Raw genomic sequence first — 22,616 nt, 5'->3', positions numbered from 1 at the left:
TGCGCCCGCCGTCCGCGCCCGCCATCCGCACCGCCGGCCCGATCCCGCCATGCAGCTAGTCGCCCTCGGCATCAACCACCACACCGCGCCGGTCGACGTGCGCGAGCGGGTGGCCATCGTGCCGGAACGCATGGAAACGCACCTGCGCTCGCTGCTGCTGCAACCGGCGGTCGCCGAAGCGAGCCTTCTGTCCACCTGCAACCGCACGGAGCTGGTGGTGGCGCTCGACGACGCCGACGCGCCGGCGCCGCTCGACTGGTTCCGCCACGCCTGCGCGGCGCTGCAAAAGCCCGTCGACCCGTACCTGGCCATCTTCCGCGGGCCGCTCGCCGCGCGGCATCTGTTTCGCCTGGCCGGCGGGCTCGACTCGCTGGTGATCGGCGAGCCGCAGATCCTCGGCCAGATGAAGGACGCCTACGAGCTCGCGCAGCGCGCCGGTGGCGTCGGCAAGTGGCTCGGGCGGACCTACCAGCAGGCGTTCGCGGTCGCCAAGCGCATCCGCACCGACACGGCGATTGGCGCCAATCCGGTGTCGGTGGCGTTCGCGGCGGTGAGTCTCGCGCGGCAGATTTTCGGTGACCTCAGCCGCCACACGGCGCTCATCATCGGCGCCGGCGACACGGCGGAACTCACCCTGCGCCACCTGCACGGCCAGGGCGTGCGCAGCATCACCATCGCCAACCGCACGCTCGCGCGCGCCCAGCAGCTCGCCGCGCCGTATGGCGCGCAGGCGGTGCCGCTCGCCGCCGTGCCGGCGGTGCTGGAGCGCGCCGACATCGTGCTGTCGTCCACCAACAGCGAGCTGCCCATCCTCGGCAAGGGCACGGTGGAGAGCGCGCTCAAGGCGCGGCGGCGGCGGCCCATGTTTCTGGTTGATCTGGCCGTGCCGCGCGACATCGAGTCCGAGGTGGCGAGCCTGCGCGACGTGTACCTCTACACGGTGGATGACCTGCGCGGCGTGGTGCAGGAGGGCCTGCAATCGCGCCAGGCGGCACTCGCCGAGGCCGAGCGCATCGTGGACGCCCAGGTCGACGCCTTCGTCGAGTGGTGCAACGCCCAGCAGGCGGTGCCGCTGGTGAAAGCGCTGCGCGGCGGCATGCTGCGCACGCGCGATGTGGAAACCGAGCGCGCGCTGGCGGACCTTGCCCACGGTCACCCGCCCGAGCAGGTGATCCGGCGCCTGGCGCACGACCTCACCAACAAGCTGGCGCACGGCCCGTCAGTGCAGATACGCCGTGCCGGCGAGCAGGGCGACGCGGCGCTGCTCGACGCCATGCGCCGGCTGTTGGGATTCGACGGGAACGCATGAAGCCATCGATCGAGACGCGCCTTCGGTCTGCCGACGAGCGCCACCAGGAACTCACCGTACTGCTGGCCGACCCGGCGCTCGCCGAGGACGGGCAGCGCTACGCCGCGCTCGCCCGCGAGCACGCGGAACTCACGCCCACCGCCGAGGGCTACCGGCAATTCGTCGGCCTGCAGGCGGCGCTCGATGAGGCGCGCGCGCTCGCCGCCGGCGACGATGCGGAGCTGCGCGAGCTTGCCGAGGCCGAGCTGCCGGCGCTCGCCGACCAGCTCGACGCGAGCGAAGCCGAGCTGCAACGCCTGCTTCTGCCGGCGGATCCGGACGACCGCCGCAACATCTATCTTGAAATCCGCGCCGGCACCGGCGGCGACGAGGCGGCCCTGTTCGCCGGCGACCTGCTGCGCATGTATTTGCGCTACGCGGAGACGCAGGGCTGGCGCTGCGAGGTGGTCAGCGCCAGCGAGGGCGAGCACGGCGGCTACAAGGAAGTGATCGTGCGCATCGAGGGCCGCGGCGTGTACGCGCGCCTGAAGTTCGAATCCGGCGGCCATCGCGTGCAGCGTGTGCCGGTCACCGAGGCTCAGGGCCGCATCCACACGTCGGCCTGCACGGTGGCGGTGCTGCCGGAGGTGGACGAGGTCGACAGCATCCCCATCAACCCGGCCGAGCTGCGCGTGGACACGTATCGGGCATCCGGCGCCGGTGGCCAGCACGTCAATAAGACCGATTCCGCCATCCGCATCACGCACCTGCCGACCGGCACCGTGGTCGAGTGCCAGGAAGAACGCTCGCAGCACAAGAACCGCGCCCGCGCCATGGCGCTGCTGCAATCGCGCCTGCTGGAGGCTGAGCGCAGCCGCCAGCAGGCGGCGCAGGCCGCCACGCGGCGCAGCCTGGTCGGCTCCGGCGACCGCTCCGAGCGCATCCGCACCTACAACTTCCCGCAGGGCCGCGTCACCGACCACCGCATCAACCTCACGCTGTACAAGATCGAGCAGGTGATGGCGGGCGATCTGGACGCGCTGATCGACCCGCTGCGGCGCGAGTACGAGGCCGAGCAGTTGGCGAGTTTGGGGATCGCATGAGCGCGCCTGCCGTGACCGACGCGATGCCCACGGTGCAGGACACGCTGGCCGCGGCCCGTCGGCGCTGCGCCGGCCAGCCGCACGTGGCCGACGACTGCCCGCAGCTGCTGGCGCTGGCGCTGGCCGTGCCGCGCAGCTGGCTGCTCACGCACGGCGGGCGCGCGCTGGATGCGGCGGCGATGCAGCGCTTCGAGGCGCTGCTCGCGCGGCGCCTTGCCGGCGAGCCGATGGCGTACCTGCGCGGCACGCAGGGCTTCTGGACGCTGGAGCTCGACGTCACGCCGGACGTGCTGGTGCCGCGCCCGGAAACCGAATTGCTGGTGGAACTGGCGCTGGCGCGCATGGGCGCGCGCGGCGCGCTGGTCGATCTGGGCACCGGCAGTGGCGCGATCGCGCTGGCGCTCAAGAGCGAGCGGCCCGGCTGGCGGATCACCGCCACCGACCGCAGCGCGGCGGCGCTCGCGGTCGCCACGCGCAACGCGGCGCGGCTCGGGCTCGATGTCGAATGCCTGCACGGCGACTGGTACGCGCCGCTCGCCGGGCGGCGGTTTGACGTCATCGTCAGCAACCCGCCGTACGTGGCGCCAGACGACCCGTGCCTCACGGGCGACGGTCTGCGGCACGAGCCGCGCACCGCGCTCGCCGCCGCCGCCGGGCTTGCCGATCTCGCAGTCATTGTGGCCGGCGCCGCCGCGCACCTGCTGCCGGGCGGCTGGCTGCTGCTGGAACACGGCACCACGCAGGGCGCCGCCGTGCGCGCACGGCTGACGGCGGGCGGTTTTTCGAACGTGGAAACACATACCGACCTCGCCGGCCACCCGCGCGTCACCTTGGGCCAGACACCATGCGCGAACTGAACGACGACGAACTGCACCGCTACGCGCGCCAGCTGGTGTTGCCGGAGGTGGATTTCGGCGGCCAGGCGGCCCTGATGGACGCGCGGGTGCTGATCGTGGGTCTCGGCGGCCTCGGCTCGCCGGCGGCGCTGTACCTGGCCGGTGCCGGCGTGGGGCATCTCACGGTGGCCGATCACGATCAGGTGGACGTGTCGAACCTGCACCGGCAGGTGCTGCACCGCACCGCCGACGTCGGCCGTGCGAAGGCGGAATCCGCCCGCGACGCGCTGCTGGCACTTAACCCGCTGATCGAGGTCACGCCCGTCACCGCGCGCCTGGACGAGGGAAAGCTCGCCGCGCAGGTGGCGGCGGTGAATCTGGTGCTCGATTGCACCGACAACTTCGACACCCGCTTCGCCATCAACGCCGCCTGCGCGGCGGCGCGAAAGCCGCTCGTGTCCGGCGCCGGCATCCGCTTCGAGGGCCAGGTGTCGGTGTTTCGCCTGGACCGCCCGGACGCGCCCTGCTACCGGTGTCTGTACCGCGAGACCGGCAGCGAGGCCGAGCCCTGCGCGCGGGTCGGCGTGCTGCCGCCCATCGTCGGCGTGATCGGCGCCATGCAGGCGCTCGAAGCGATCAAGGTCCTGCTCGGCATGGAAACCGGGCTTGCCGGGCGCCTGTTGATGTTCGACGGCCGGCGCAGCGAATGGCGGGCGATTGGCCTGCGACAAGACCCGGATTGTCCGGTGTGTCAGGCGCGCCGCGCGGCGTCTTGATGCCGGCGCCCGACGACTCGCCGCTGGCGGAATCCCCGCCCGTGTCCACTACCCGCCAGGAGGCGCTGCTGCCGACCGCCGCACTGCTGCTCGCCTGCGCGGGCGCGTGGTTTGCGCCGCAGGTGTTCGTGCCGCTCAAGGCCGCCATCGTGCCGGCGCTGGGGCTGATCATGTTCGGCATGGGCCTGACGCTGACCGGCGCGCAGCTCGCCGCCGTGCTGCGCCGCCCGCGCTGGCTGCTGCTGGGCATCGGTCTTCAGTTCGCGGTCATGCCGGCGGTCGGCTTTGCGCTCGCCGGCGCGCTGCACCTGCCCGCGGCGCTGGCCGCCGGCGTGATTCTGGTTGGCGCCTGCCCGGGCGGCACGGCGTCGAACGTGATGACGTACCTCGCCCGGGGCGATGTGGCGCTGTCGGTGGCCATGACCGCGGCCTCCACGCTGGTGGCGCCGCTGCTGACGCCCTGGCTCACGCTGTGGCTGGCCGGCGCGCGGGTGGAGGTGCCGGCGCTCGCCATGCTGCTCGACATCCTGCGCATCGTGCTGCTGCCGGTGCTGGCCGGCGTGTTGCTGCGCCGCTACCTCGGCGGCGTTGCCGGTGCGCTCGCGCGCTGGCTGCCGGGGCTTTCCATGTTGCTGGTGGCGCTCGTCGTCGCCATCATCGTGGCGCTCAATCGCCACCAGCTTGGCGTCGTCGGGGCGCTGGTGGCCGGCGCCGTGGTGCTGCACAACGTGCTCGGCTTCTCGCTCGGCTATCTTGGCGCGCGCCTTGGCGGCGCGAACCCGGCGCAGCGGCGCGCCATCGCCATCGAGGTCGGCATGCAGAACTCCGGCCTCGCCACGGCGCTGGCGATCAAGTTCCTGCCGGCGCTCGCGGCGCTGCCGGCGGCGCTGTTCTCGGTGTGGCAGAACCTCGCCGGCCTCGCGCTGGCCGCCGCCTGGCGGCGCGGGCGTTAAGGCAGGCCGGCCAGCGCGGTACGGATGAAGCCGGTGGCTTCGGCCAGTGGGATGTTCTCGGCCGCCTCGGCGCGGCGCGACTTGTATTCGACAAGACCGTCCTTGAGGCCCCGCTCGCCGATGACGAGGCGATGCGGAATGCCGATCAGGTCCATGTCGGCGAACATCACGCCTGGCCGCTCGGGGCGGTCGTCGAGCAGCACGTCCACGCCCGCCGCGGTCAGCTCCGCGTAGAGCTTCTCGGCGGCTTCGGCCACGGCCGGCGACTTGTGCAGGTTGATCGGCACCAGGGCGACCTCGAACGGCGCCAGCGCCTGCGGCCAGACGATGCCGCGCTCGTCGTGGTTCTGCTCGATGGCGGCCGCCACCACGCGCGACACGCCGATGCCGTAGCAGCCCATGGTCATCACCGCATCGCGGCCGTTCTCGTCGAGCACGGTGCAGGCGAGCTTTTCGCTGTACACGGTGCCGAGCTTGAACACGTGGCCGACCTCGATGCCGCGGGCAATCGCAAGCGGCCCCGACCCGTCCGGCGCCGGCTCGCCGGCCACCACGTTGCGGATGTCGGCCACGTCCGGTTCCGGCAGGTCGCGGCCGAAGTTGACGCCGGTGAGGTGGTAGCCGTTGGCGTTGGCGCCGCACACGAAGTCCGCCAGCGCCGCGGCGTCCTGATCGGCAATCACCGGGCCCGGAAAATCGACCGGCCCCACGGAGCCAAAGTCGCAGCCGAGCGCCGTCTGCACCTCAGCCGGGGCGGCGAATTGCAGCGGCTGCGCCAGCTGCGGCAGGCGCAGCGCCTTCACGGCATTGAGCTCGTGATCGCCGCGCAGCAGCAGCGCGACGAGGCCGCCCTCCGCACCGCGCAGCACCAGTGTCTTGATGATGCGCTCGGCCGGCACCTCAAGGAACGCGCTCACCTCGGCGATGGTGTGCTGGCCGGGCGTGTGCACCGACTCGCGGCTCGCCATGGGCGCCGGGCGCGGCGCGGGCGGCGGGGCGGGCGTCAGCTCCACGTTGGCCGCGTAGCCGCCTTCGGAGTAGGCGATGGCGTCCTCGCCGGAATCGGCCAGCACGTGGAACTCGTGCGAACTCGCGCCGCCGATGCTGCCGGTGTCGGCCGCCACCGGCCGAAAGCGCAGGCCAAGCCGCGTGAAGATGGCGCTGTAGGCCGCGTACATGGTCTCGTAGGTCTCGTCGAGACTCGCCGCGTCGCGGTGGAAGGAGTAGGCGTCCTTCATCAGGAATTCGCGCGCCCGCATCACGCCAAAGCGCGGCCGGATCTCGTCGCGGAACTTGGTCTGGATCTGGTAGAACGCCGCCGGCAGCTGGCGGTAGCTCGTCACCTTCTGGCGCACGATGTCGGTGATGACCTCCTCGTGCGTGGGGCCGAAGCAGAACTCGCGCGCGTGGCGGTCCCGGATGCGCAGCAGCTCCGGGCCGTATTTTTCCCAGCGCGCGGATTCCTGCCACAGCTCGGCCGGCTGGATGGCCGGCATCAGCAGCTCCTGCGCGCCGGCGCGGTCCATTTCCTCACGCACCACGCGCTCGGCGCGGCGCAGCACGCGCAGACCCAGCGGCAGCCAGCTGTAGATGCCGGCCGCCAGGCGGTTGATCATGCCGGCGCGCAGCATCAGGCGCTGGCTGATCACCTCCGCGTCGGACGGGTCTTCGCGCAGCGTGGCCAGCAGAAAGCGCGAGGTGCGCATGGGGACTCCTTGGGCAGCGGGTAGCGGGGAAGGGTGAAATTATCCCCGCCGCGAGGGTTCGTGCCGCAAGAGTCTGACGAAGCCGGGATTGCGGGAGGCCCGCCCTCGGGCCGAATCTTTGATGCTTGCAGCATTCGCGGCGGGGGCGCCGCTCCCACAGCCAATCCCGATGGCTCGGTGCTGGATGTGGGAGGCCCGCCCCGGGCCGAATCGCTAACTCAGACGTCGATGTCTGCGAACAGCGCCGTCGAGAGATACCGCTCGCCGGCGGACGGAATGATGGCGACGATGGTCTTGCCGGCCGCCTCCGGGCGCCTGGCGATCTGCTCGGCCGCCCACAGCGCGGCGCCGGAGCTGATGCCGACGAACAGGCCTTCCTCCACCGCCGCGCGGCGCGCGTAGGCCATGGCGTCCTCGTTGGTCACCTGCACGATCTCGTCGATGATGCCGGTGTTGAGGATGGCCGGCACAAAGCCGGCACCGATGCCCTGAATCTTGTGCGGCGCGGGTTTGCCGCCGGACAGCACCGGCGAGGCGGTGGGCTCGACCGCGATGGCCTTGAACGACGGCCGGCGCGACTTGATGACTTCCGACACGCCGGTGATGGTGCCGCCGGTGCCGACGCCGGAGATGAGGTAGTCGACCTCACCGTCGGTGTCGCGCCAGATTTCCTCGGCCGTGGTGTGGCGATGGATTTCCGGGTTGGCCGGGTTCTCGAACTGCTGCGGCATCAGGCTGCCGGGCCGCTCGGCCAGCAGCTCGCGGGCGCGCTCGATGGCGCCGGTCATGCCCTTTTCGGGCGGCGTCAGCACGATCTCGGCGCCGAGCGCGCGCAGCACCTTGCGCCGCTCGATGCTCATCGAGGCCGGCATGGTCAGCGTGAGCCGGTAGCCGCGCGCCGCGCACACAAACGCCAGCGCGATGCCGGTGTTGCCGGAGGTCGGCTCGATGATCTCGCCGCCCGGCACCAGACGCCCGCTCTTCTCGGCCGCATCGATCATGGCAAGCCCGATGCGGTCCTTGACCGACGACAGCGGGTTGAAGAACTCGAGCTTGGCCAGCACCGTGGCGTCGGTCTTGAACATGCGCCGGATGCGCACCAGCGGGGTGTTGCCGATGGTCTGCGTGATGTCGTCGAAAATGCGCGCCATGGGAATCTCCTCGGGCTGACCGGACGGGCGGGACGGGCGGATTCTAGGAACCGGTGTCCGATGCCGGCAAATAACCGTAGGCTTTGAATTTATTCCGATTTGGCCTCAAGCGGCGCCCGACCATGAACGAACCCGATCGCACCGCCCGTGTCCACGGCGTCTACGCGCTCGCCGACACCTCGCTGCTGGCCGCAGAACAGTTACTGCCGCGGGTCGAGTCGGCGCTCATCGGCGGCGTCGCGATGGTTCAGTACCGCGACAAGTCGCACGACGGCGCGCGCCGCTACGATGAGGCGAAGGCGCTGCGTGACCTTTGCTGGCGCCACCGGGCGGTGTTCATCGTGAACGACGACATTGATCTTGCCGAGCGCGTCGGCGCCGACGGCGTGCACCTCGGCCGTGACGATGCCTCGCCGGCAGTGGCGCGCGAGCGCCTGGGGCCGGACGCGCTGATCGGCGCCACCTGCTACAACCAGATCGAGCTGGCCGCCCCGGCGCTCGCGGCGGGCGCCGACCACGTCGCCTTCGGGCGGTTTTTCGCCTCGCACACCAAGCCTGGCGAGATTTACGCGAGCCTCGACCTGCTGCGCGCGGCGCGCTCGACGCTCGACTGCCCGATCGTCTGCATCGGCGGCATCCGCGCCGACAACGCGGCGCCGCTGGTGGCGGCCGGTGCGGATGCCATCGTGGTCGGCCACGGCCTGTTCGGGCCGCACATCGACACCGAAGCCGCCGCCCGCGCTCTCGCCGCGCTGTGGCACACGACCTGACGCAAGGAACCCATGAGCCAATCCAAAGCCCTGTTCGACCGTGCGCTCGGCCTGATCCCGGGCGGCGTCAATTCCCCGGTGCGCGCGTTCGGCGCCGTCGGCGGTCAGCCGCCGTTCATCGCCGAGGCGAGCGGCGCCCGCGTGCGCGACGCGGACGGCCGCGACTACATCGACTACGTGTGCTCCTGGGGCGCGGTGATTCTCGGCCACGCCGCGCCGGCGGTGGTCCACGCCGTGCAGCAGGCAGCGGCGCGCGGGCTGTCCTTCGGCGCACCGACCGCCGCCGAGGTGGAGCTGGCCGACACGCTGTGCCGGCTGGTGCCGGGCCTGGAGCGCGTACGCCTGGTCAACTCCGGCACCGAGGCGACCATGAGCGCGATACGTCTCGCGCGCGCCGCAACGGGCCGTGACCTGCTGGTCAAGTTCGCCGGCTGCTATCACGGCCACGCCGACAGCCTGCTGGTGAACGCCGGCTCCGGTGCGCTCACCTTCGGCGTGCCGAGCTCGCCCGGCGTGCCGGCGGCGCTCGCCGCGCTCACGCTCACCGCGCCGTACAACGATCTCGATGCGGTCGAGGCGCTGTTCCGGGCGCGCGGTGGCGACATCGCCGCCATCATCGTCGAGCCCGTGGCCGGCAACATGGGCTGTGTGCTGCCGCAGCCGGGGTTTCTGGAAGGTCTGCGGCGGGTGTGCGACGCGCACGGCGCGCTGCTGATCTTCGACGAGGTGATGACCGGCTTTCGCGTCGCGCTCGGCGGCGCGCAGGCGCGCTACGGCGTGACGGCGGATCTCACGACGCTCGGCAAGGTCATCGGCGGCGGGCTGCCGGTCGGCGCCTACGGCGGCCGGGCGGACCTCATGAATCAGATGGCGCCCGTGGGCCCGGTGTATCAGGCCGGCACGCTGTCCGGCAATCCGCTCGCCACCGCGGCCGGCCTTGCCACGCTGGCACTCGTGCAGCAGCCGGGTTTCTACGAGCGGCTCGAAGCCAGCGCCGGCACGCTGATGGCCGGCCTGCAAGGGATCGCCGATGCGGCCGGCGTGCCGTTTTCCACCGTGCATGTGGGCGGCATGTTCGGCTTCTTTCTGCGCGATACGCCGCCGCGTGATTTGACCGAAGCGCAGCAGGTGGATGTCGCCCGCTTCGGGCGGCTGTTCCGCGCGCTGCTGGAAGCTGGCGTGTCCATGGCGCCGTCGGCCTTCGAGGCCGGCTTCGTCAGCGCCGCGCACGACCAGGGGATCATCGACCAGACGCTGGAGCGGGCGCGCGGGGCCTTCGCTGGCCTGTGATGCCTCGCGCACCGGTCCGCCCCGGCGCGCAGCCCCAGCCAGGATGCCTTGATCCGGCCGTGCGGCGGGCGCAGGCTTGCGCCACTCGCCGGGAGCACCCGCGCCCGGTAACGCCATGCAGCGAGAAACCCCATGACGGACCGCCTGCGCGTGTTCCAGGTCAGCCACAACATCAACATGCTGGACCAGTACCTGGCGCGCGATTTCGGGTTTTATGCCGCCGAGCGGCTGGACGTGGAGCCGGTGATCGGCTTCGATTTTTCGGGTTTCCGGCTTGCCGATCCGGTGGCGCTGCTGGCCGACGGGCAGATCGACTTCGCCGTGGCGGGCTCGCTGGTGTTCGCGCCGGCGGCGCAGCGTGGCCTGCCGCTGCGTCATCTGCTGGTGTCGCGCCTCGATCCGCCGCACTGGTTTCTCGCCCGGCCGGGCATCGAGCGGCCGGTGGATCTGAAGGGCAAGCGCATCGGCATCCGGCCCGGCATGGCGCTGTTCTACTACCTGGTGCGCGGCTGGCTGCGCGACAACGGCCTCGACCCCGACCGCGACGTCGAGTTTCTGGACCCGGCACGGCCGGGCGCGCAGGGCCTGCATCTGGCCGACTCGCTTTGGGCCTGGCAGGTGTTCGCGGCGAGCGCGGACCTCGTGCTGGCCGACGAGGTGCGCAAGGAGCTGTACCTCGCGCTCGGCTACCGGTCCATGATCGACGCCTACGGCCACTACTCCGGCTCGACGCACGGCCTCGTGACCACCGCGGCGATGGTCGACAGCCGCCCGGAGCTGTGCGAGCGCCTGGTGCGGGCGCACGTGCAAACCTCGCGCTGCATTGCCGCCGAGCCGCAGCGCGTCATCGACTGGATCGCCGCGCACTGGCGCCTCGATGCCGACATCGCCGCGCGCGTGTACCGCGCCATGGCGCCGGTGTTCGTGCAGCGCGCCGAGGTCGAGCTGATCCGCAACGAAATTCGCCTGTTCAATTCCGTGCCGGAACTGCCGACGTTGCCGGAAACACTGGCCGATGACTGGTTCGAGCCGCGCTTCGCGCGCGCCTGCGGCGTCGGTTGATTCGATTGCGCGACACGAAACCTTCAACGAGGAGCGAGCCATGCCCAACACCATCTGGTACACGCGCTGCCCCGTGCCGACGGCATCCGGCCTCGCCTTCCAGCGCCAGCTGTTCGGCGCCGAGTTCAAGGGCGGCGACGATTTCGAGGTGCGCAACATCCGGGAGCTCGGCCGCGAGCAGGCCGACAGCCATTTCGATCACACGCTCGGCAACTCGTGTCGTGAAGGCGGCGCCATCCCGCCGCTGTGGGCGCGCGCCCGCGGCGCCGACACGGTGATGGTCGGCCTCACCTTCGTCTCGGACTCGATCTGCTTCTACGCGCGCCCGGATTCCGGCCTGCGCTCCATGCACGACCTCAAGGGCAAGCGCGTCGCCATCGGCGTGCGGCCGTACCTGATGATCGATTTCATTAAGATCAACGGCCACAAGGCGTGGGACTGCGGCCTGCGCGCGCACGGCATGACGCTCGACGACGTCGAGCTGGTCGAGATCGAGGTCCGCGACGACATGCACGCCCACATCAACCCCAACTTCACCCGCCCCGGTGAGCGGGCCAAGGTCTCCATGATGCAGGCCGAACTCGACGCGCTCGCCCGCGGCGAGGTGGACGCCATCTGGTGCAAGGGCTGCGAGTGCCGCTGGCTCGAACGCACCTGCCCGGACCGCCTGCGCCTGCTCAGTGACCTGCTGCACGACACGGACGACCTCGAACTGCGCGTCAACGCCAACCCGCGCATCGTCACCGTCAGCGGCAACCTGGCGCGCGAGAACCCGCACGCCGTGGTGCGTTACCTGCAGGTGCTGATCCGCTCCGCGCGCTGGGCGTCCGAGCACCGGCCGGAAACCGCGGCACTGCTCGCCACGGAGTTGGGCGTGAGCGTCGACGACATCGAGCACTCCTACGTACCCGACTACCACCAGCAGCTGTGGCCGAACCTCACCGCGCGCAACCTGCACCTGCTGCAAACCCAGCAGGATTTCATGGTCAGGTACGGATACCTGCCGGCGCCGGTGGACCTCGGCGCCTGGCAGGACGCGAGTTTTCTGCAACAGGCCTACGCGCGCGAGCGCCTGCCCTGGGCGGCCTGAGCGGGCAGGGCGTCACGCGCTGAAGCCCCGCTGACGCAGTCATCCTTGCGTGGGTCCGCTTCGCAGTGAGCGAAATGGGCAAAGGCCGCCAGGCTAGGCCAACGCGGGTTCGACAATTCGCAGCCATATGCGCTTGTTTCAGGCCCGCGGGAGCGCGTGTGAAAAAGCGGCTCCGAATGCAGCCATGGTGGCTGTTGGCCGGGTCGGCGCAGAGCAGGGTTGCCGCGAGGTGACCAGCCCCGGGCGTTGCTGGCAAGGATGACCCCGCAACCTGCTACCGTCGCCAGACCCGCCGCACCTGATATCGGAGCGCTTCATGCTGCATAGCGACAAGGCCGGCGCCGCCCTGCTCGGCGTCTTCGTATTCCTGGGGCTGGCGAGCCTTGGCTACCTGCTCGCCAATGCCGCCGTGGCGGTGAAGCAGTTCGAGCGCACGGTCACCGTGAAGGGCCTGTCGGAACGCGAATTCCCGGCCGACGTGGTGATCTGGCCGATCCAGTTCAGCGCCGCCAGCAACGACCTGCAATCCCTGTACGTCACGCTGGAGGGCAACACCGCCAAGGTGCGGGAATTTCTGGCCGAGCGCGGGGTTCAGCCCGACGAGATCACCGCCTCGCCGCCGACGCTGACCGACAAGTCGGCGCAGGAGTACGGCAACGCCAGCCGGGCCGAGTTTCGCTACGCCGCCCGACAGACGGTGACCGTGTACTCGCAGCACGTGGACCGGGTGCGGGCCATCATCGGCGCGCTGTCCGACCTCGGCAAACAGGGCATCGCGCTCACCGGCGGCGAGTACCAGTCCGAGACGGAATACCTGTTCACCGGTCTCAACGACGCCAAGCCGGGCATGGTCGAAGAAGCCACGCGCAACGCGCGCGAGGTCGCACAAAAATTCGCTGCCGACTCCAAGAGCACGCTCGGCAAGATCAAGAGCGCGACCCAGGGGCAGTTCACGATCGAACCGCGCGACAAGAACAACCCCCACGTCAAGAAAGTGCGGGTCGTGTCGACGGTGGAGTACTACCTGTCGGACTGAGGCCGAACGCGGCGACGAAGGAGCCGGTCCGATCAGTGACGCGCGCTGCGCGGCGTCACGGACCGATCTCGTCCGAAAGGCTCAGCCGATACCCGCCCGCCACCTCGATGTTGGCGCCGGTGATGTAGCCGCCGGCCGGCGACAGCAAAAACAGCAGCGCGCCCGCGATGTCGTCGATGCGCGCCGGGCGGCCGAGCGGCACGTGGGTTTGGATGTCCGCCGGCAGGTCGACCGAGTTGTCGATGTGGCCGGGCGAGACCATGTTGACGCGGATGCCGTCCGGCCCCAGCGCCTGCGCCAGGCTGCGCGTCAGCACCAGCAGACCCGCTTTCGAGATCTGGTACGCCATGGCGCGCGTGTTGGCGACCAGGTGCTCGACGCCGGCGTAGCCGAGGTTGATGACGTGCCCGATGCCGCTCGCCGCGAGCGCCGGGCGGGCGGCGCGGATCAGCGCGTAGGGCGCGGTGAGGTTGGTTTCGAGCGTGTCGCGAAAGGCGTCCGCCGACAGGCCGAGCGGGTCGCCGAGCGGGTAGTTGCCGACGTTGTTGACCAGTATGTCCAGCCGGCGGGCTTGTTCGAGGGTGGTTTGGATCAGCCGCTCGGCGTCGCCGGGACAGCCAAGATCGGCCTGAATCGCGAAGCCCCGCCGGCCGAGCGCGGCGATTTCGGCCACGGCTGTTTCGACATCCTGCTTTGAGTTGCCGTAGTGGACCACCACGTCCGCGCCGGCACGGGCGAGCGCGAGTGCGAGTCCCCGGCCGGTGCGTTTGGCGGCGCCGGTGACCAGCGCCACGCGGCCGGTGAGATCGGCGATCGGCGCTGCCGTCATCGATGCCGTTCCAGGCTCACGCCGACGCTGCGCGCCTGCGGCAGGATGTCCGGCTTGCGCACGGTGACGCGCACGCGCGTGAGTTGCGGGTAGCGCTCCAGCAGCATCTGCGTGGCGCGGCTCACGTAGGCTTCGACGAGATAAAAGCGACCGTCCACGGCAAGGCGCGTGAGGTGCTCCGCCGCCACCGCGTAGTTGATGGTGTCGTCGATGTGGTCACTGGCGGCGGCGGCGTCGAAGTCGGTGTCGAGTTCCGCGTCGATGAAGATGCGCTGGTCGCGCAGGCGCTCGGATTCGATGATGCCGATCACGCAGTGAACGGTCAGCTCGTCGATGCGGATGGTGCCGGTGGCCATGGAGCGGTCTCGCGTTGGGTCAAGGGCGGTGCAGGATGCCGTGGCGCGGCGCTGGATGCGAGTGCCTCGTGGACTGGCGGATTCGCGGCGGGGGGCGCCGCTCCCACAAAGTTTGGCGAGGGTGCCGCTACTCCCACGGGGTTCTCAGGTCTTGCTATGGGAGGCCCGCCCTCGGGCCGGAGGGTCCATCGGGCGGGATTCGCGGCGAGGGCGCCGCTCCCACAAAAGGGGGTGAGGGCGCCGATCTCGTCAGGCCACTGCCGCGTAGCGGCCGGATTTGAGGAACGCGATGTACTCGCGCAGCCCCCGGTCGAGGTCGTACTCCGGCCGGTAGCCGAAGTCGGCCTCGGCGCGCGGGTCGTGCGGGATCGGCCCGGCCTTGAACGGCCCGGCCTCGGTCGGCGCCTGCGGCACCTCGATGTCGGCGCCGGGGATCAGGCGCTTGAGTTCCTGCACGAGCTGGTACAGCGTGACGGCGATCGGCGCGTTGATGTCGTACACCACGTGCGGCAGCTCGGCGGCCAGCGTGGCGGCCATGCAACCGCGGCCGGCGTCGCCGCCGTACAGCATGGGGATGATGGGCGCGGAGTGGGCGAGGATCGGCTGGTCGTAGCGCACTGGCTCGCCCTTGAGCGGCTTTTCGATGAACGGCTGCAGGCCCTGGCCGATGGCGCCCGCAAAGGCGAAGCCCGGCCCGTACACCTGGCCGCCCAGGCGCAGGATGCGCACATCCATGCCGTACAGCTGGCGGTAGTCGTTGGCCAGCAGCTCGGCGCCCACCTTGGCGCTGGCGTAGGGGTCGGCCGGGATGTCGAACTTGCCGGTGTCGAGCGTCTTCGAGAACGCCGCGCCGGTCCAGCCGGTCTTGCCGGTGGACACGTAGCTCACACGCTTCAGGCCCATCGACCGCGCGCATTCGAGCACATTCAGCGTGCCCATGATGGTGAGCTCCGCGTTGGCGTAGGGCCGCGCGTAGGCGCCCGGTGTGAGGAAGCTCGCCGTGTGCAGGATGCGCGTCACGTCGAGCTCGCGCACGGCGCGGTACAGGTCAGGCGCGTGCAGCACGTTGCCCTGCACCAGCGTCACCTTGTCACGCACGTCGGCCAGCAGTTCGGTCTTGAGTGCGAGGTCGAAGGCCGCCACCGGCACGCCGCGGGCGACTGCCTCGCGCACCGCAAACGAGCCCACCAGGCCGCAGCCGCCGGTTACCAGAATCGTCATAGCGTTCTCCTCTCGACTGTGATTGTTTCTGCGCACATGCGGCCCGGGGGCGGGCCTCCCACACTCAAGTCCTGCCGCGTCTCACGACCCGCCGAGTGCCAGTTCGCTGCTGGCGGACTGCGGCAGTTCGGCGCCTTCCGGCGGCAGCACGATGGCAAGCCGCCCGACCGGCACGCCATTGTCCACCAGCGCAGCGCGGATGGCTTCGCCGCGCGTCTGCCCCAGCGCGCGCAACGCCGCCGCATCGGGTGCCAGGGCAGCCAGCAGACGCTCACGGCCGGCCCGCGCGGCGGCGGCGCGCTGCTCCTGCCTGCTTGGCGTGGTGCCGGCCGGGGGCGGCACCGGCGGCGGCTCGCTGCCGAAGCGCTGCTCGTAGAGGCTCCACAGGGCGTCGGTCCAGTCCGTGTCCTCGTCGGTGTCACTCTCGTCGCCGGCCGTCTGGCCGAGCGCCGCAGCGAGCGCCTGCTCGGCCAGCACGCGGCTGTCGTCGCTGTCGACCTGCGGGCGGATTTCGAGCGCGAGCTGCGGGCGGGCGACGAGCGCCTGCGCCACCTTGCCGAGGCTCTGGACCTGCGTCGGGGCGAGCTGCGTGCTGCCGGGCCCGAAGCTCACCGTGCGCAGGTCCGCCGCCTTGCTGCCGACCAGCTTCGCCAGCAGGCTGAACGGCGCGTTGACCGCCTTGACCAGCAGCGACCGGATGGCCATGCCGATCAGCGCGCCGTAGTCGAACTGCGGGTTGGACAGATCGCCGCGCAGCGGCAGCGCCACGTCGATCACTCCGCGCGAGTCCTTGAGCACGGCCAGCGCCAGCGTGAGCGGCAGGTCGACGGCGTCCGGGCTGTCGACGCGCTCGCCGAGCACCAGGCGGTCGAGCACGATGGCGTTCTTGCCGCGCACGCGCGTGCCCTTGATGGTGTAGTCGAGGTCCACGTCGAGGGTGCCGCGCTCGATGCGGTAGCCGGCGAATTTCTGCACGTACGGCGCGAAGGTGGCCATCTCGACCCCGGCGAACGACAGCTTGAAGGCCGCCTCGCGGGGCACCGCAACGGTGAAGCTGCCCTGCACGGCGGCCGGCGCGTACTGATCGACCCGGCCGGTGAGGGCGATGTGCGCGGGCGCGGTGGCGTCGCTCGCGAGGCCGGTGACGTCACCCTTGAGCTGCTGCACGCTGAGCGCGAAATGCGGCGTGAGGCTGTGGTCCTCGACATTGAGCACGCCGCGGCTGACGCGCACCGTGTCCACCCGAAACCGCAGCGGTGCGGCCGTGGGGTCGCCGTAGGTGATCGGCGGCGCGGCGCCGACCGGCGCCACCCGGCGGGGCCCGAATCGGGCGAGGTTGGTTTCCCGGGTCTCGGTGACGATGGCGCGCAGCGTCGGGCGGTTGATCCAGATCTTGCTCGCCGTGACGCCGTCGTTGTCGGCCACGAGGTTGTCGACCCGGAACGTGCGCAGCGACAGCAGCGACTCGTCACGCCCGGTATCCCACAGCTCGACGCGCGACAGCTTGGCCCCGCCCTTGAACTGCGCGCCGTCCGGGCCGACCGTGAGTTGCCCCTCGGCGGCCGCCGTGCCGCTGCGCAGCGCGAGTGGGCCGAGGTCTGGCAGATACGCGGCAAACGGCACCAGCGGCAGCGCCTTGGCGGACAGCCTGATGTCTGCGGGGCCGGCCGGCAGCGTGGCCGTGCCGTCGAGCGCGAGCGTGCCCTTGTCGCCCACATGTGCGAGCAGGCGCACCGGCACCGCCGCCGCGGACCCGAGCGCGCCGATGTGCACCTCGTCAAGCGTTACGTCCTGCGCCAGCGCGGGGCTGACGGTGTCGTCGCGCACGCTCACGCGCTGGCCGGTGAGCGTGAGCGCGCCGAGCGTCACCTGCCACGCGGGGCCGGCGGGCGCCTGGCCGGGTGGCGCGGCGAGCGCCTGGAGATTGGTATTGCCGTCCGCGGCACGCGTCACGGCGAGCCAGTTGTCCCGCCCGTGGATGGCGCCGACGGCGACACGCCGTGCGGCCAGATCGAGGCTGACATCGTCCACGCCGACTTCGCCGATGCGCGCCAGCGGCGCGGCGTCGGCATCGCTGAGCGTCGTGCCGCGCAGCGTCGCCTGACCGCCTTCGATGCGCAGCGCGCCGCCGGCCCCCAGCGATAGCCGGGCCGCGGCGTCGATCTGCCCGCCCGCCGCGTCCACCGGCAGCGTGCGCTGCACGTAGGCCAGCGCCGGGTCGGCCTGCACGTGCGCCAGCGCCAGCGTGCCACGCAGCGCGAACGGCGCCGGCGTGAGCGCGCCGTCCAGGCGCAGCGTGCCGCCGCCCAGGCGCCCGCGCAGGTGCACCGGGCTGGGTTCGGTCGCCGCGGTGTCGAGGTCGCTCAGCGTGAGCGCCACGTCGGTCAGCGCGAGGGTTGCGGCCGGGCGGGCGCTGTCGTCGCGCACCGCGAGCGCGCTGCCGGCGACATCCACGCGGTCCACGCGCAACCGGGGTAGTGGGGCGTCCTCCTTGGCGTCGTCGCCCGGCGGCAGCTGCGGGCGGATCACGCCGGTTTCGAGCAGCGCCAGGCGGCCGCGGGCGCCGCGCACCACGACGGACTCCATGTGCACGCTGCGTGTCCACAGCGAGTCGATGGCCAAATCGGCGCCGATGGCGTCGGCCGCCAGCAGCAGGGCGCCGGACGGGTCCGTCAGGTAAACACCATCGACCCGCGCGGCCAGGCGCCACGGCGAAAGATGCAGCGCCGCCACCTGCGCCGTGCCGCCGGTGGCGTCGGCGAGTGTTTTTTCCAGGTGGCGCCGGGCCTGCTCGGGCACCGCCAGCGCGCCCGCGACGAGCGCGGCCAGCACCGCAGGCACCAGCAACCGCGGCCAGGTCAGCCGGCGCCGCAGCGCCGCGAGTATCTGCACGTCACGCATGGGGCGATCTTATGTGCCCGGGCCGCGGCAGGCGAGCGGGGCGATAATGACCGTTCGGTCAAGTCACGGAGAAAACCGCCATGAGTCTGCGCGATGCCGCCACGGTGGTGCTGGTGCGCGACACCGAGGATGCCCCGGGCGACGCGCCGGGTTTCGAGGTGTTCATGCTGCTGCGCACGGTCAAGAGCGACTTCAACGCCGGCGCCTACGTGTTTCCGGGCGGCGGCGTGGACCGCAGCGACGGCGGCGCGGCGGCGCAGGCCGTGTGCAGCGGGCTCGACGCGGCGCAGGCCAGCGCGCGGCTGGGCATCGCCGATGGCGGGCTCGCGTTCTATCTCGCGGCCATCCGCGAGTGTTTCGAGGAAGCGGGCGTGCTGCTGGCCGCGGATGCCGCTGGCCGCGTGCTGAGCCTGCACGAGCCGGACGCGCAGGCGCGCTTCTCCGCCCACCGGGCGGCGCTGAACGCGGGTACGACCACGCTCGCCGACATCTGCGCGCGCGAGGGCCTGCGCCTGCCGCTGCAGGACGTGCACTACTACAGCCACTGGATCACGCCGGAGGGCATGCCGCGCCGTTACGACACGCGGTTTTTCCTGTGCCGGGCGCCGGCCGGGCAGGAGCCGCTGCACGACGGGCAGGAGACGGTCGACCACTGCTGGGTGCGTCCGGCGGATGCACTGAAGCGTCACGCCGCGGGCGGCTTCAACCTAGTGCCGGCCACGCGCAAGCAGCTCGAATTCCTGGGTCGCTTCGCGGACAGCGACAGCCTGCTCGCGCACGTGGCGGCGATGCGCGACATCCCGGCCATCCAGCCGCAGATGATCCTCGGCGCCGACGGCAAGCCCGAGCGCGTGCGCCTGCCGCTGCCGGAGGGGCCGGAAGAAATCGACCTGCGCGGGATGGTGCTGTGAGCGCGCCGGCCGGCAATCCGTTCGACACGCTCGAGGTGCGCGCCGAGTTTCCGTTCGGGCGCGCGGTGGACGTGTGGCCCGGCGTGCGGCGCATCACGGCGCCCAATCCGGGGATGATGACCGGCCCCGGCACCAATACCTACCTTATCGGCCAGCGGCAGGTGCTGGTGATCGATCCGGCCGACGACTCGCCGGCGCACTTGGGCGCCATCAAGGCCGCCGGCGCCGGCGCCATCACCGCCGTGCTGGTCACGCACGCCCACCCGGACCACGCGCCGGGCGCGCGCCGGCTGGCGGATGAACTCGGCGTGCCGATTTACGGCAGCGAAATTCCGCTGGTCGGCGTCAACACGCCGGGCTACGCGCCGGACCGCGTGCTCGCCGACGGCGAGGTGCTGATGAGCGACGCCGGCCCTATGCGCGCGCTGCGCACGCCGGGGCACGCGGCGGATCACATCTGCTACCTGCTGGAAAACGAGCGCCTGCTGTTTGCGGGCGACCACCTGATGGACGGCACCACCGTCGTCATCGCCCCGCCCGACGGCGACATGGCGGCGTATCTCGCCTCGCTGCGGCGCCTGCAACAGGAGCCCATCGAGCGCATCGCGCCCGGCCACGGCCGGCTGATGCCGGGCGCGCAGGCGACGCTGACGCAGGTGGTCGAGCATCGTCTCGCGCGCGAGGCGGCCATCCTTAAGGCGCTGGAAGGCCACGCCGGGCGGCGCATTCCGGACCTCGTCGCGGAGCTTTACGCCAGCGTGCCCAAGGCCCTGCACGGCCTCGCCGAGCTGTCCGTCTACGCCCACCTCATCAAGCTCGCGGCGGAGGGCCGCGTCGCGGGCAGCGATCGCGCCGGCATGTGGCGGCGCGTGGTCTGAAACCGCCCGGCGGCGTCAGGCGCGCCGGTCGTCCTGCGGCGCCGTCACCTCCACCGCCTCCACCGCCTCCACCGTCTCGTTGAGCAGCGCCCGGCGCTCGTGGGCCATTCTGGGGTCGTGCTCGGCCAGCTCCCGGCACACCGCGAGCGCGTCGTCCAGGCGGGCAAAGCTGTTCTCGGCGCCGATCAGGTCGACGACGCCTGCGCGTTCGAGCTTGGCCTGCACGCGCGCGTTGGCGCCGACCAGCATCACGCGCACCCGGCGCTGGTGCAGGTCGCGGATCACCTCGTCCAGCGTCTGCAGGCCCGTGATGTCCATGAACGGCACCCAGCGCAGGCGGATGATCAGCACGCTGGGATCGGTGTGCGTGCCGGCCAGCGCGCGCTCGAAATTCTCGACCGCGCCGAAGAAGAACGGCCCCTCCACCGTGTACACCAGCACGCCCGGCGGCAGGCTGACGAAGCCCAGGTGCGCGAACTCCTGGCCGAGCTCCTGCTCGGTGGCCTGGCGCACCTCGACGCTGGTCGCCATGCGCCGCAGGAAGTGCAGCGTCGCGAGGATGACGCCGATGTTCACCGCCACCACCAGATCCGCGAACACGGTGAGCCCAAACGTCACCAGCAGGATCACCACATCCGCGCGCGGCGCGCGCCGGGCCATGCGCACGAAGTGCTTGGCCTCGCTCATGTTCCAGGCCACCACGAACAGGATTGCCGCCAGCGCCGCCAGCGGCACGTTCACCGCGAGCGGCGCGAGACACAGCACGATCAGCACCAGCGTTGCCGCATGCACCATGCCGGCCAGCGGGCTGGTGCCGCCGTTGCGAATGTTGGTGGCGGTGCGGGCGATGGCGCCGGTGGCGGCGATGCCGCCGAACAGCGGCGCCACGATGTTGGCGATGCCCTGGCCGACCAGCTCCTGATTGGAGTCGTGGCGCGTGCCGGCCATGCCGTCCGCCACCACCGCCGACAGCAGCGACTCGATGGCGCCCAACATGGCAATGGTGAAGGCGGGGCCGATCAGCGTCAGCAGGTCACTCACGGCGAGTTGCGGCAGTTGCAGCGTCGGCAGGGCCTGCGGAATGCCCCCGAACGCACTGCCGATGGTGCGCACGCCGTCGAAGTGAAACGCCGCCTGCAGCACCGTCGCCACCACCAGCGCCACCAGCGGGCCCGGCACGCGCTTCATGCCCGGCAGGCGCGGCATCACGATGACCAGCGCCAGCGACAGCGCGGCAAGCGCCGTCGTGACCCCGTGCAGGTGCGGCAGCGCCTGCAGCAGTGCCCACAGCTTTTCGTGGAAGTGCTCGCCGCCGACCGCCGGCAGGCCGAAGAAATCGCGCCACTGACCGACCCAGATGATGACGCCGATGCCGGCCGTGAAGCCGACGATCACCGGGTCCGGAATGAAGCGGATGATGGTGCCCATGCGCGCAAGGCCGAGCCCCAGCAGGATCACGCCCGCCATGAGTGTGGCCGCCTGCAGGCCGGCCATGCCGTACTTCGCGTTGATGCCGGCCAGAATCACGATGAAGGCGCCGGTGGGCCCGGCGATCTGCAAGCGGCTGCCGCCGAACGTCGACACCAGAAAGCCCGCGATGATGGCGGTATAGAGCCCCTGCTCGGGCTTGGCGCCGGACGCGATGGCGAATGCCATCGCCAGCGGCAGCGCGACGATGCCGACGATGAGGCCGGAGACGAGATTCGGCAGCCAGTGCCGGCGCGTGAGCAGGCCGGCCCGGCGGGCTTCGAGCAGCGCGATCATCCGTTTACCACCGCCTCACGTTCCGAGTTTTGGGAGGCCCGCCCTCGGGCCGAATGCCTCTTGCCGAAGATTCGCGGCGGGGGCGCCGCTCCCACACACTTCGCCATCGCCACCGAGCAGTGCTTTGTTGTGGGAGGCCCGCCCTCGGGCCGAATGCCTCTTGCCAAGCATTCGCGGCGAGGGCGCCGCTCCCACAGCCATCATGCGCCCAGCGGCCCGATCAGCAGCGCCGCCAGCACGCGCCGGCCCTCGTGACTCAGCACGTTGTAGGTGCGGCAGGCGGCGAAGGTGTCCATGGCCTCGAAGCCCACGCCGTGGCGGTGGAACATCTGCATCACCGGCCCGCCCGGAAAGCGCAGCCTGGCGCCGCTGCCGTAGATCACAAGCTCCGGCTTGTGCGCCAGCAGCGCCTCGAAATCGGCCATTGCCGGCGTGGCTTCGGTCACCGCCCAGGGCAGCGGCGCGGCGTCTGGTTGCAGCACCAGCGGGGCGTCGAAGGCCTGCGTCTGCTCGCCGCGCGCCACCGTCACGCTGGCGGCCTCGTAAGCATGCACGCGGTAGCTGGCGCCTCGTTCGATCTGGATTTTCATTTAGAATTTCGGCCCTTCCGATGACGCTTTCGACCGCCGGGATTATCGATCCACACCGGCCCTGCGTGCGCACCCGGCGCCGCGTCACCCTCCCCCGCCGCCCGG

The 22,616-nt window shown here is 71.2% G+C and carries 20 protein-coding genes; 12 read left to right on the top strand and 8 right to left on the bottom strand.

From position 1 onward, the window contains the following. Positions 1–49 precede the first annotated feature (49 nt). Genes hemA through AB7F93_RS05400 form a run of 5 tightly spaced genes read left to right on the top strand, consistent with a single transcriptional unit; the run spans position 50 to position 4,956 of the window. Positions 50–1,309 (top strand): glutamyl-tRNA reductase, encoded by a 1,260-nt coding sequence (hemA, locus tag AB7F93_RS05420; protein WP_428301869.1) that lies wholly within the window; start codon positions 50–52, stop codon positions 1,307–1,309. Then, positions 1,306–2,391: a peptide chain release factor 1 gene (gene prfA / locus AB7F93_RS05415; RefSeq protein ID WP_428301868.1), complete on the top strand. Its 1,086-nt coding sequence runs from the start codon at positions 1,306–1,308 to the stop codon at positions 2,389–2,391. Before hemA ends, prfA begins: the two co-directional genes overlap by 4 nt. After that, on the top strand, positions 2,388–3,248 hold the full coding sequence (prmC, locus tag AB7F93_RS05410) for a peptide chain release factor N(5)-glutamine methyltransferase (protein WP_428301867.1): 861 nt from the start codon (positions 2,388–2,390) through the stop codon (positions 3,246–3,248). The genes prfA and prmC overlap by 4 nt, the downstream gene beginning before the upstream one ends. Next, positions 3,236–4,003, top strand: a complete 768-nt coding sequence (locus AB7F93_RS05405; protein WP_428301866.1) for a HesA/MoeB/ThiF family protein — start codon at positions 3,236–3,238, stop codon at positions 4,001–4,003. Before prmC ends, AB7F93_RS05405 begins: the two co-directional genes overlap by 13 nt. Before the next feature lie 41 nt (positions 4,004–4,044). After that, positions 4,045–4,956, top strand: coding sequence for a bile acid:sodium symporter family protein (locus AB7F93_RS05400; protein WP_428301865.1), 912 nt, complete (start codon positions 4,045–4,047; stop codon positions 4,954–4,956). On the opposite strand, the gene AB7F93_RS05395 is transcribed toward AB7F93_RS05400, so the two are convergent. After that, positions 4,953–6,662, bottom strand: coding sequence for a proline--tRNA ligase (locus AB7F93_RS05395; RefSeq protein ID WP_428301864.1), 1,710 nt, complete (start codon positions 6,660–6,662; stop codon positions 4,953–4,955). The two genes, AB7F93_RS05400 and AB7F93_RS05395, sit on opposite strands and share 4 nt — an antisense overlap. A 218-nt stretch (positions 6,663–6,880) precedes the next feature. Beyond that, a complete protein-coding gene (cysK, locus tag AB7F93_RS05390) occupies positions 6,881–7,813 on the bottom strand; it encodes a cysteine synthase A (protein WP_428301863.1) in 933 nt (310 codons plus the stop codon). 122 nt (positions 7,814–7,935) lie between these two features. Here cysK and thiE point away from each other — a divergent pair, with 122 nt between their 5' ends. The 5 genes from thiE (at position 7,936) to AB7F93_RS05365 (ending at position 13,061) form a co-directional block, all read left to right on the top strand. Then, entirely contained in the window at positions 7,936–8,583 is a 648-nt protein-coding gene (thiE, locus tag AB7F93_RS05385; protein ID WP_428301862.1) for a thiamine phosphate synthase, read from the top strand. 12 nt (positions 8,584–8,595) lie between these two features. After that, the gene (gene hemL, locus AB7F93_RS05380) at positions 8,596–9,873 is read left to right on the top strand and encodes a glutamate-1-semialdehyde 2,1-aminomutase (RefSeq protein ID WP_428301861.1); all 1,278 of its coding nucleotides are present in this window, start codon (positions 8,596–8,598) and stop codon (positions 9,871–9,873) included. Positions 9,874–10,005: 132 nt separating this feature from the next. Further along, positions 10,006–10,935: an ABC transporter substrate-binding protein gene (locus AB7F93_RS05375; protein ID WP_428301860.1), complete on the top strand. Its 930-nt coding sequence runs from the start codon at positions 10,006–10,008 to the stop codon at positions 10,933–10,935. 40 nt (positions 10,936–10,975) lie between these two features. Continuing rightward, complete coding sequence (locus AB7F93_RS05370; RefSeq protein ID WP_428301859.1) at positions 10,976–12,025, top strand: ABC transporter substrate-binding protein; 1,050 nt, start codon at positions 10,976–10,978, stop codon at positions 12,023–12,025. Positions 12,026–12,341: 316 nt separating this feature from the next. Further along, the gene (locus AB7F93_RS05365; protein WP_428301858.1) at positions 12,342–13,061 is read left to right on the top strand and encodes an SIMPL domain-containing protein; all 720 of its coding nucleotides are present in this window, start codon (positions 12,342–12,344) and stop codon (positions 13,059–13,061) included. A gap of 55 nt (positions 13,062–13,116) precedes the next feature. On the opposite strand, the gene AB7F93_RS05360 is transcribed toward AB7F93_RS05365, so the two are convergent. The 4 genes from AB7F93_RS05360 to AB7F93_RS05345 form a co-directional block, all read right to left on the bottom strand. Further along, positions 13,117–13,890 carry an SDR family oxidoreductase gene (locus AB7F93_RS05360; protein ID WP_428301857.1) on the bottom strand — a complete coding sequence of 258 codons (774 nt, stop codon included), beginning with the start codon at positions 13,888–13,890 and terminating at the stop codon, positions 13,117–13,119. Next, positions 13,887–14,246 (bottom strand): dihydroneopterin aldolase, encoded by a 360-nt coding sequence (gene folB, locus AB7F93_RS05355; RefSeq protein WP_428301856.1) that lies wholly within the window; start codon positions 14,244–14,246, stop codon positions 13,887–13,889. The genes AB7F93_RS05360 and folB overlap by 4 nt, the downstream gene beginning before the upstream one ends. Positions 14,247–14,495: 249 nt before the next feature. Then, complete coding sequence (locus AB7F93_RS05350) at positions 14,496–15,467, bottom strand: NAD-dependent epimerase/dehydratase family protein (protein WP_428301855.1); 972 nt, start codon at positions 15,465–15,467, stop codon at positions 14,496–14,498. Positions 15,468–15,548: 81 nt separating this feature from the next. Next, positions 15,549–18,368 carry a DUF748 domain-containing protein gene (locus tag AB7F93_RS05345; protein WP_428301854.1) on the bottom strand — a complete coding sequence of 940 codons (2,820 nt, stop codon included), beginning with the start codon at positions 18,366–18,368 and terminating at the stop codon, positions 15,549–15,551. A gap of 80 nt (positions 18,369–18,448) precedes the next feature. Here AB7F93_RS05345 and AB7F93_RS05340 point away from each other — a divergent pair, with 80 nt between their 5' ends. Both AB7F93_RS05340 and AB7F93_RS05335 read left to right on the top strand, forming a co-directional pair. Further along, the gene (locus AB7F93_RS05340; protein ID WP_428301853.1) at positions 18,449–19,279 is read left to right on the top strand and encodes an NUDIX hydrolase; all 831 of its coding nucleotides are present in this window, start codon (positions 18,449–18,451) and stop codon (positions 19,277–19,279) included. Then, positions 19,276–20,157: an MBL fold metallo-hydrolase gene (locus AB7F93_RS05335; RefSeq protein WP_428301852.1), complete on the top strand. Its 882-nt coding sequence runs from the start codon at positions 19,276–19,278 to the stop codon at positions 20,155–20,157. The genes AB7F93_RS05340 and AB7F93_RS05335 overlap by 4 nt, the downstream gene beginning before the upstream one ends. Positions 20,158–20,172: 15 nt before the next feature. Here AB7F93_RS05335 and AB7F93_RS05330 read toward each other — a convergent pair whose 3' ends face one another. Both AB7F93_RS05330 and AB7F93_RS05325 read right to left on the bottom strand, forming a co-directional pair. Continuing rightward, entirely contained in the window at positions 20,173–21,921 is a 1,749-nt protein-coding gene (locus AB7F93_RS05330; RefSeq protein ID WP_428301851.1) for a SulP family inorganic anion transporter, read from the bottom strand. Between the two features lie 200 nt (positions 21,922–22,121). Continuing rightward, on the bottom strand, positions 22,122–22,511 hold the full coding sequence (locus AB7F93_RS05325; RefSeq protein ID WP_428301850.1) for an Mth938-like domain-containing protein: 390 nt from the start codon (positions 22,509–22,511) through the stop codon (positions 22,122–22,124). Positions 22,512–22,616: the final 105 nt, after the last annotated feature.

This window comes from Immundisolibacter sp. (assembly GCF_050250495.1).
Lineage (GTDB): Bacteria > Pseudomonadota > Gammaproteobacteria > Immundisolibacterales > Immundisolibacteraceae > Immundisolibacter.
The sequence above is the reverse complement of the archived record's forward strand: the minus strand, read 5'-3'. Positions and strand labels throughout refer to the sequence as shown.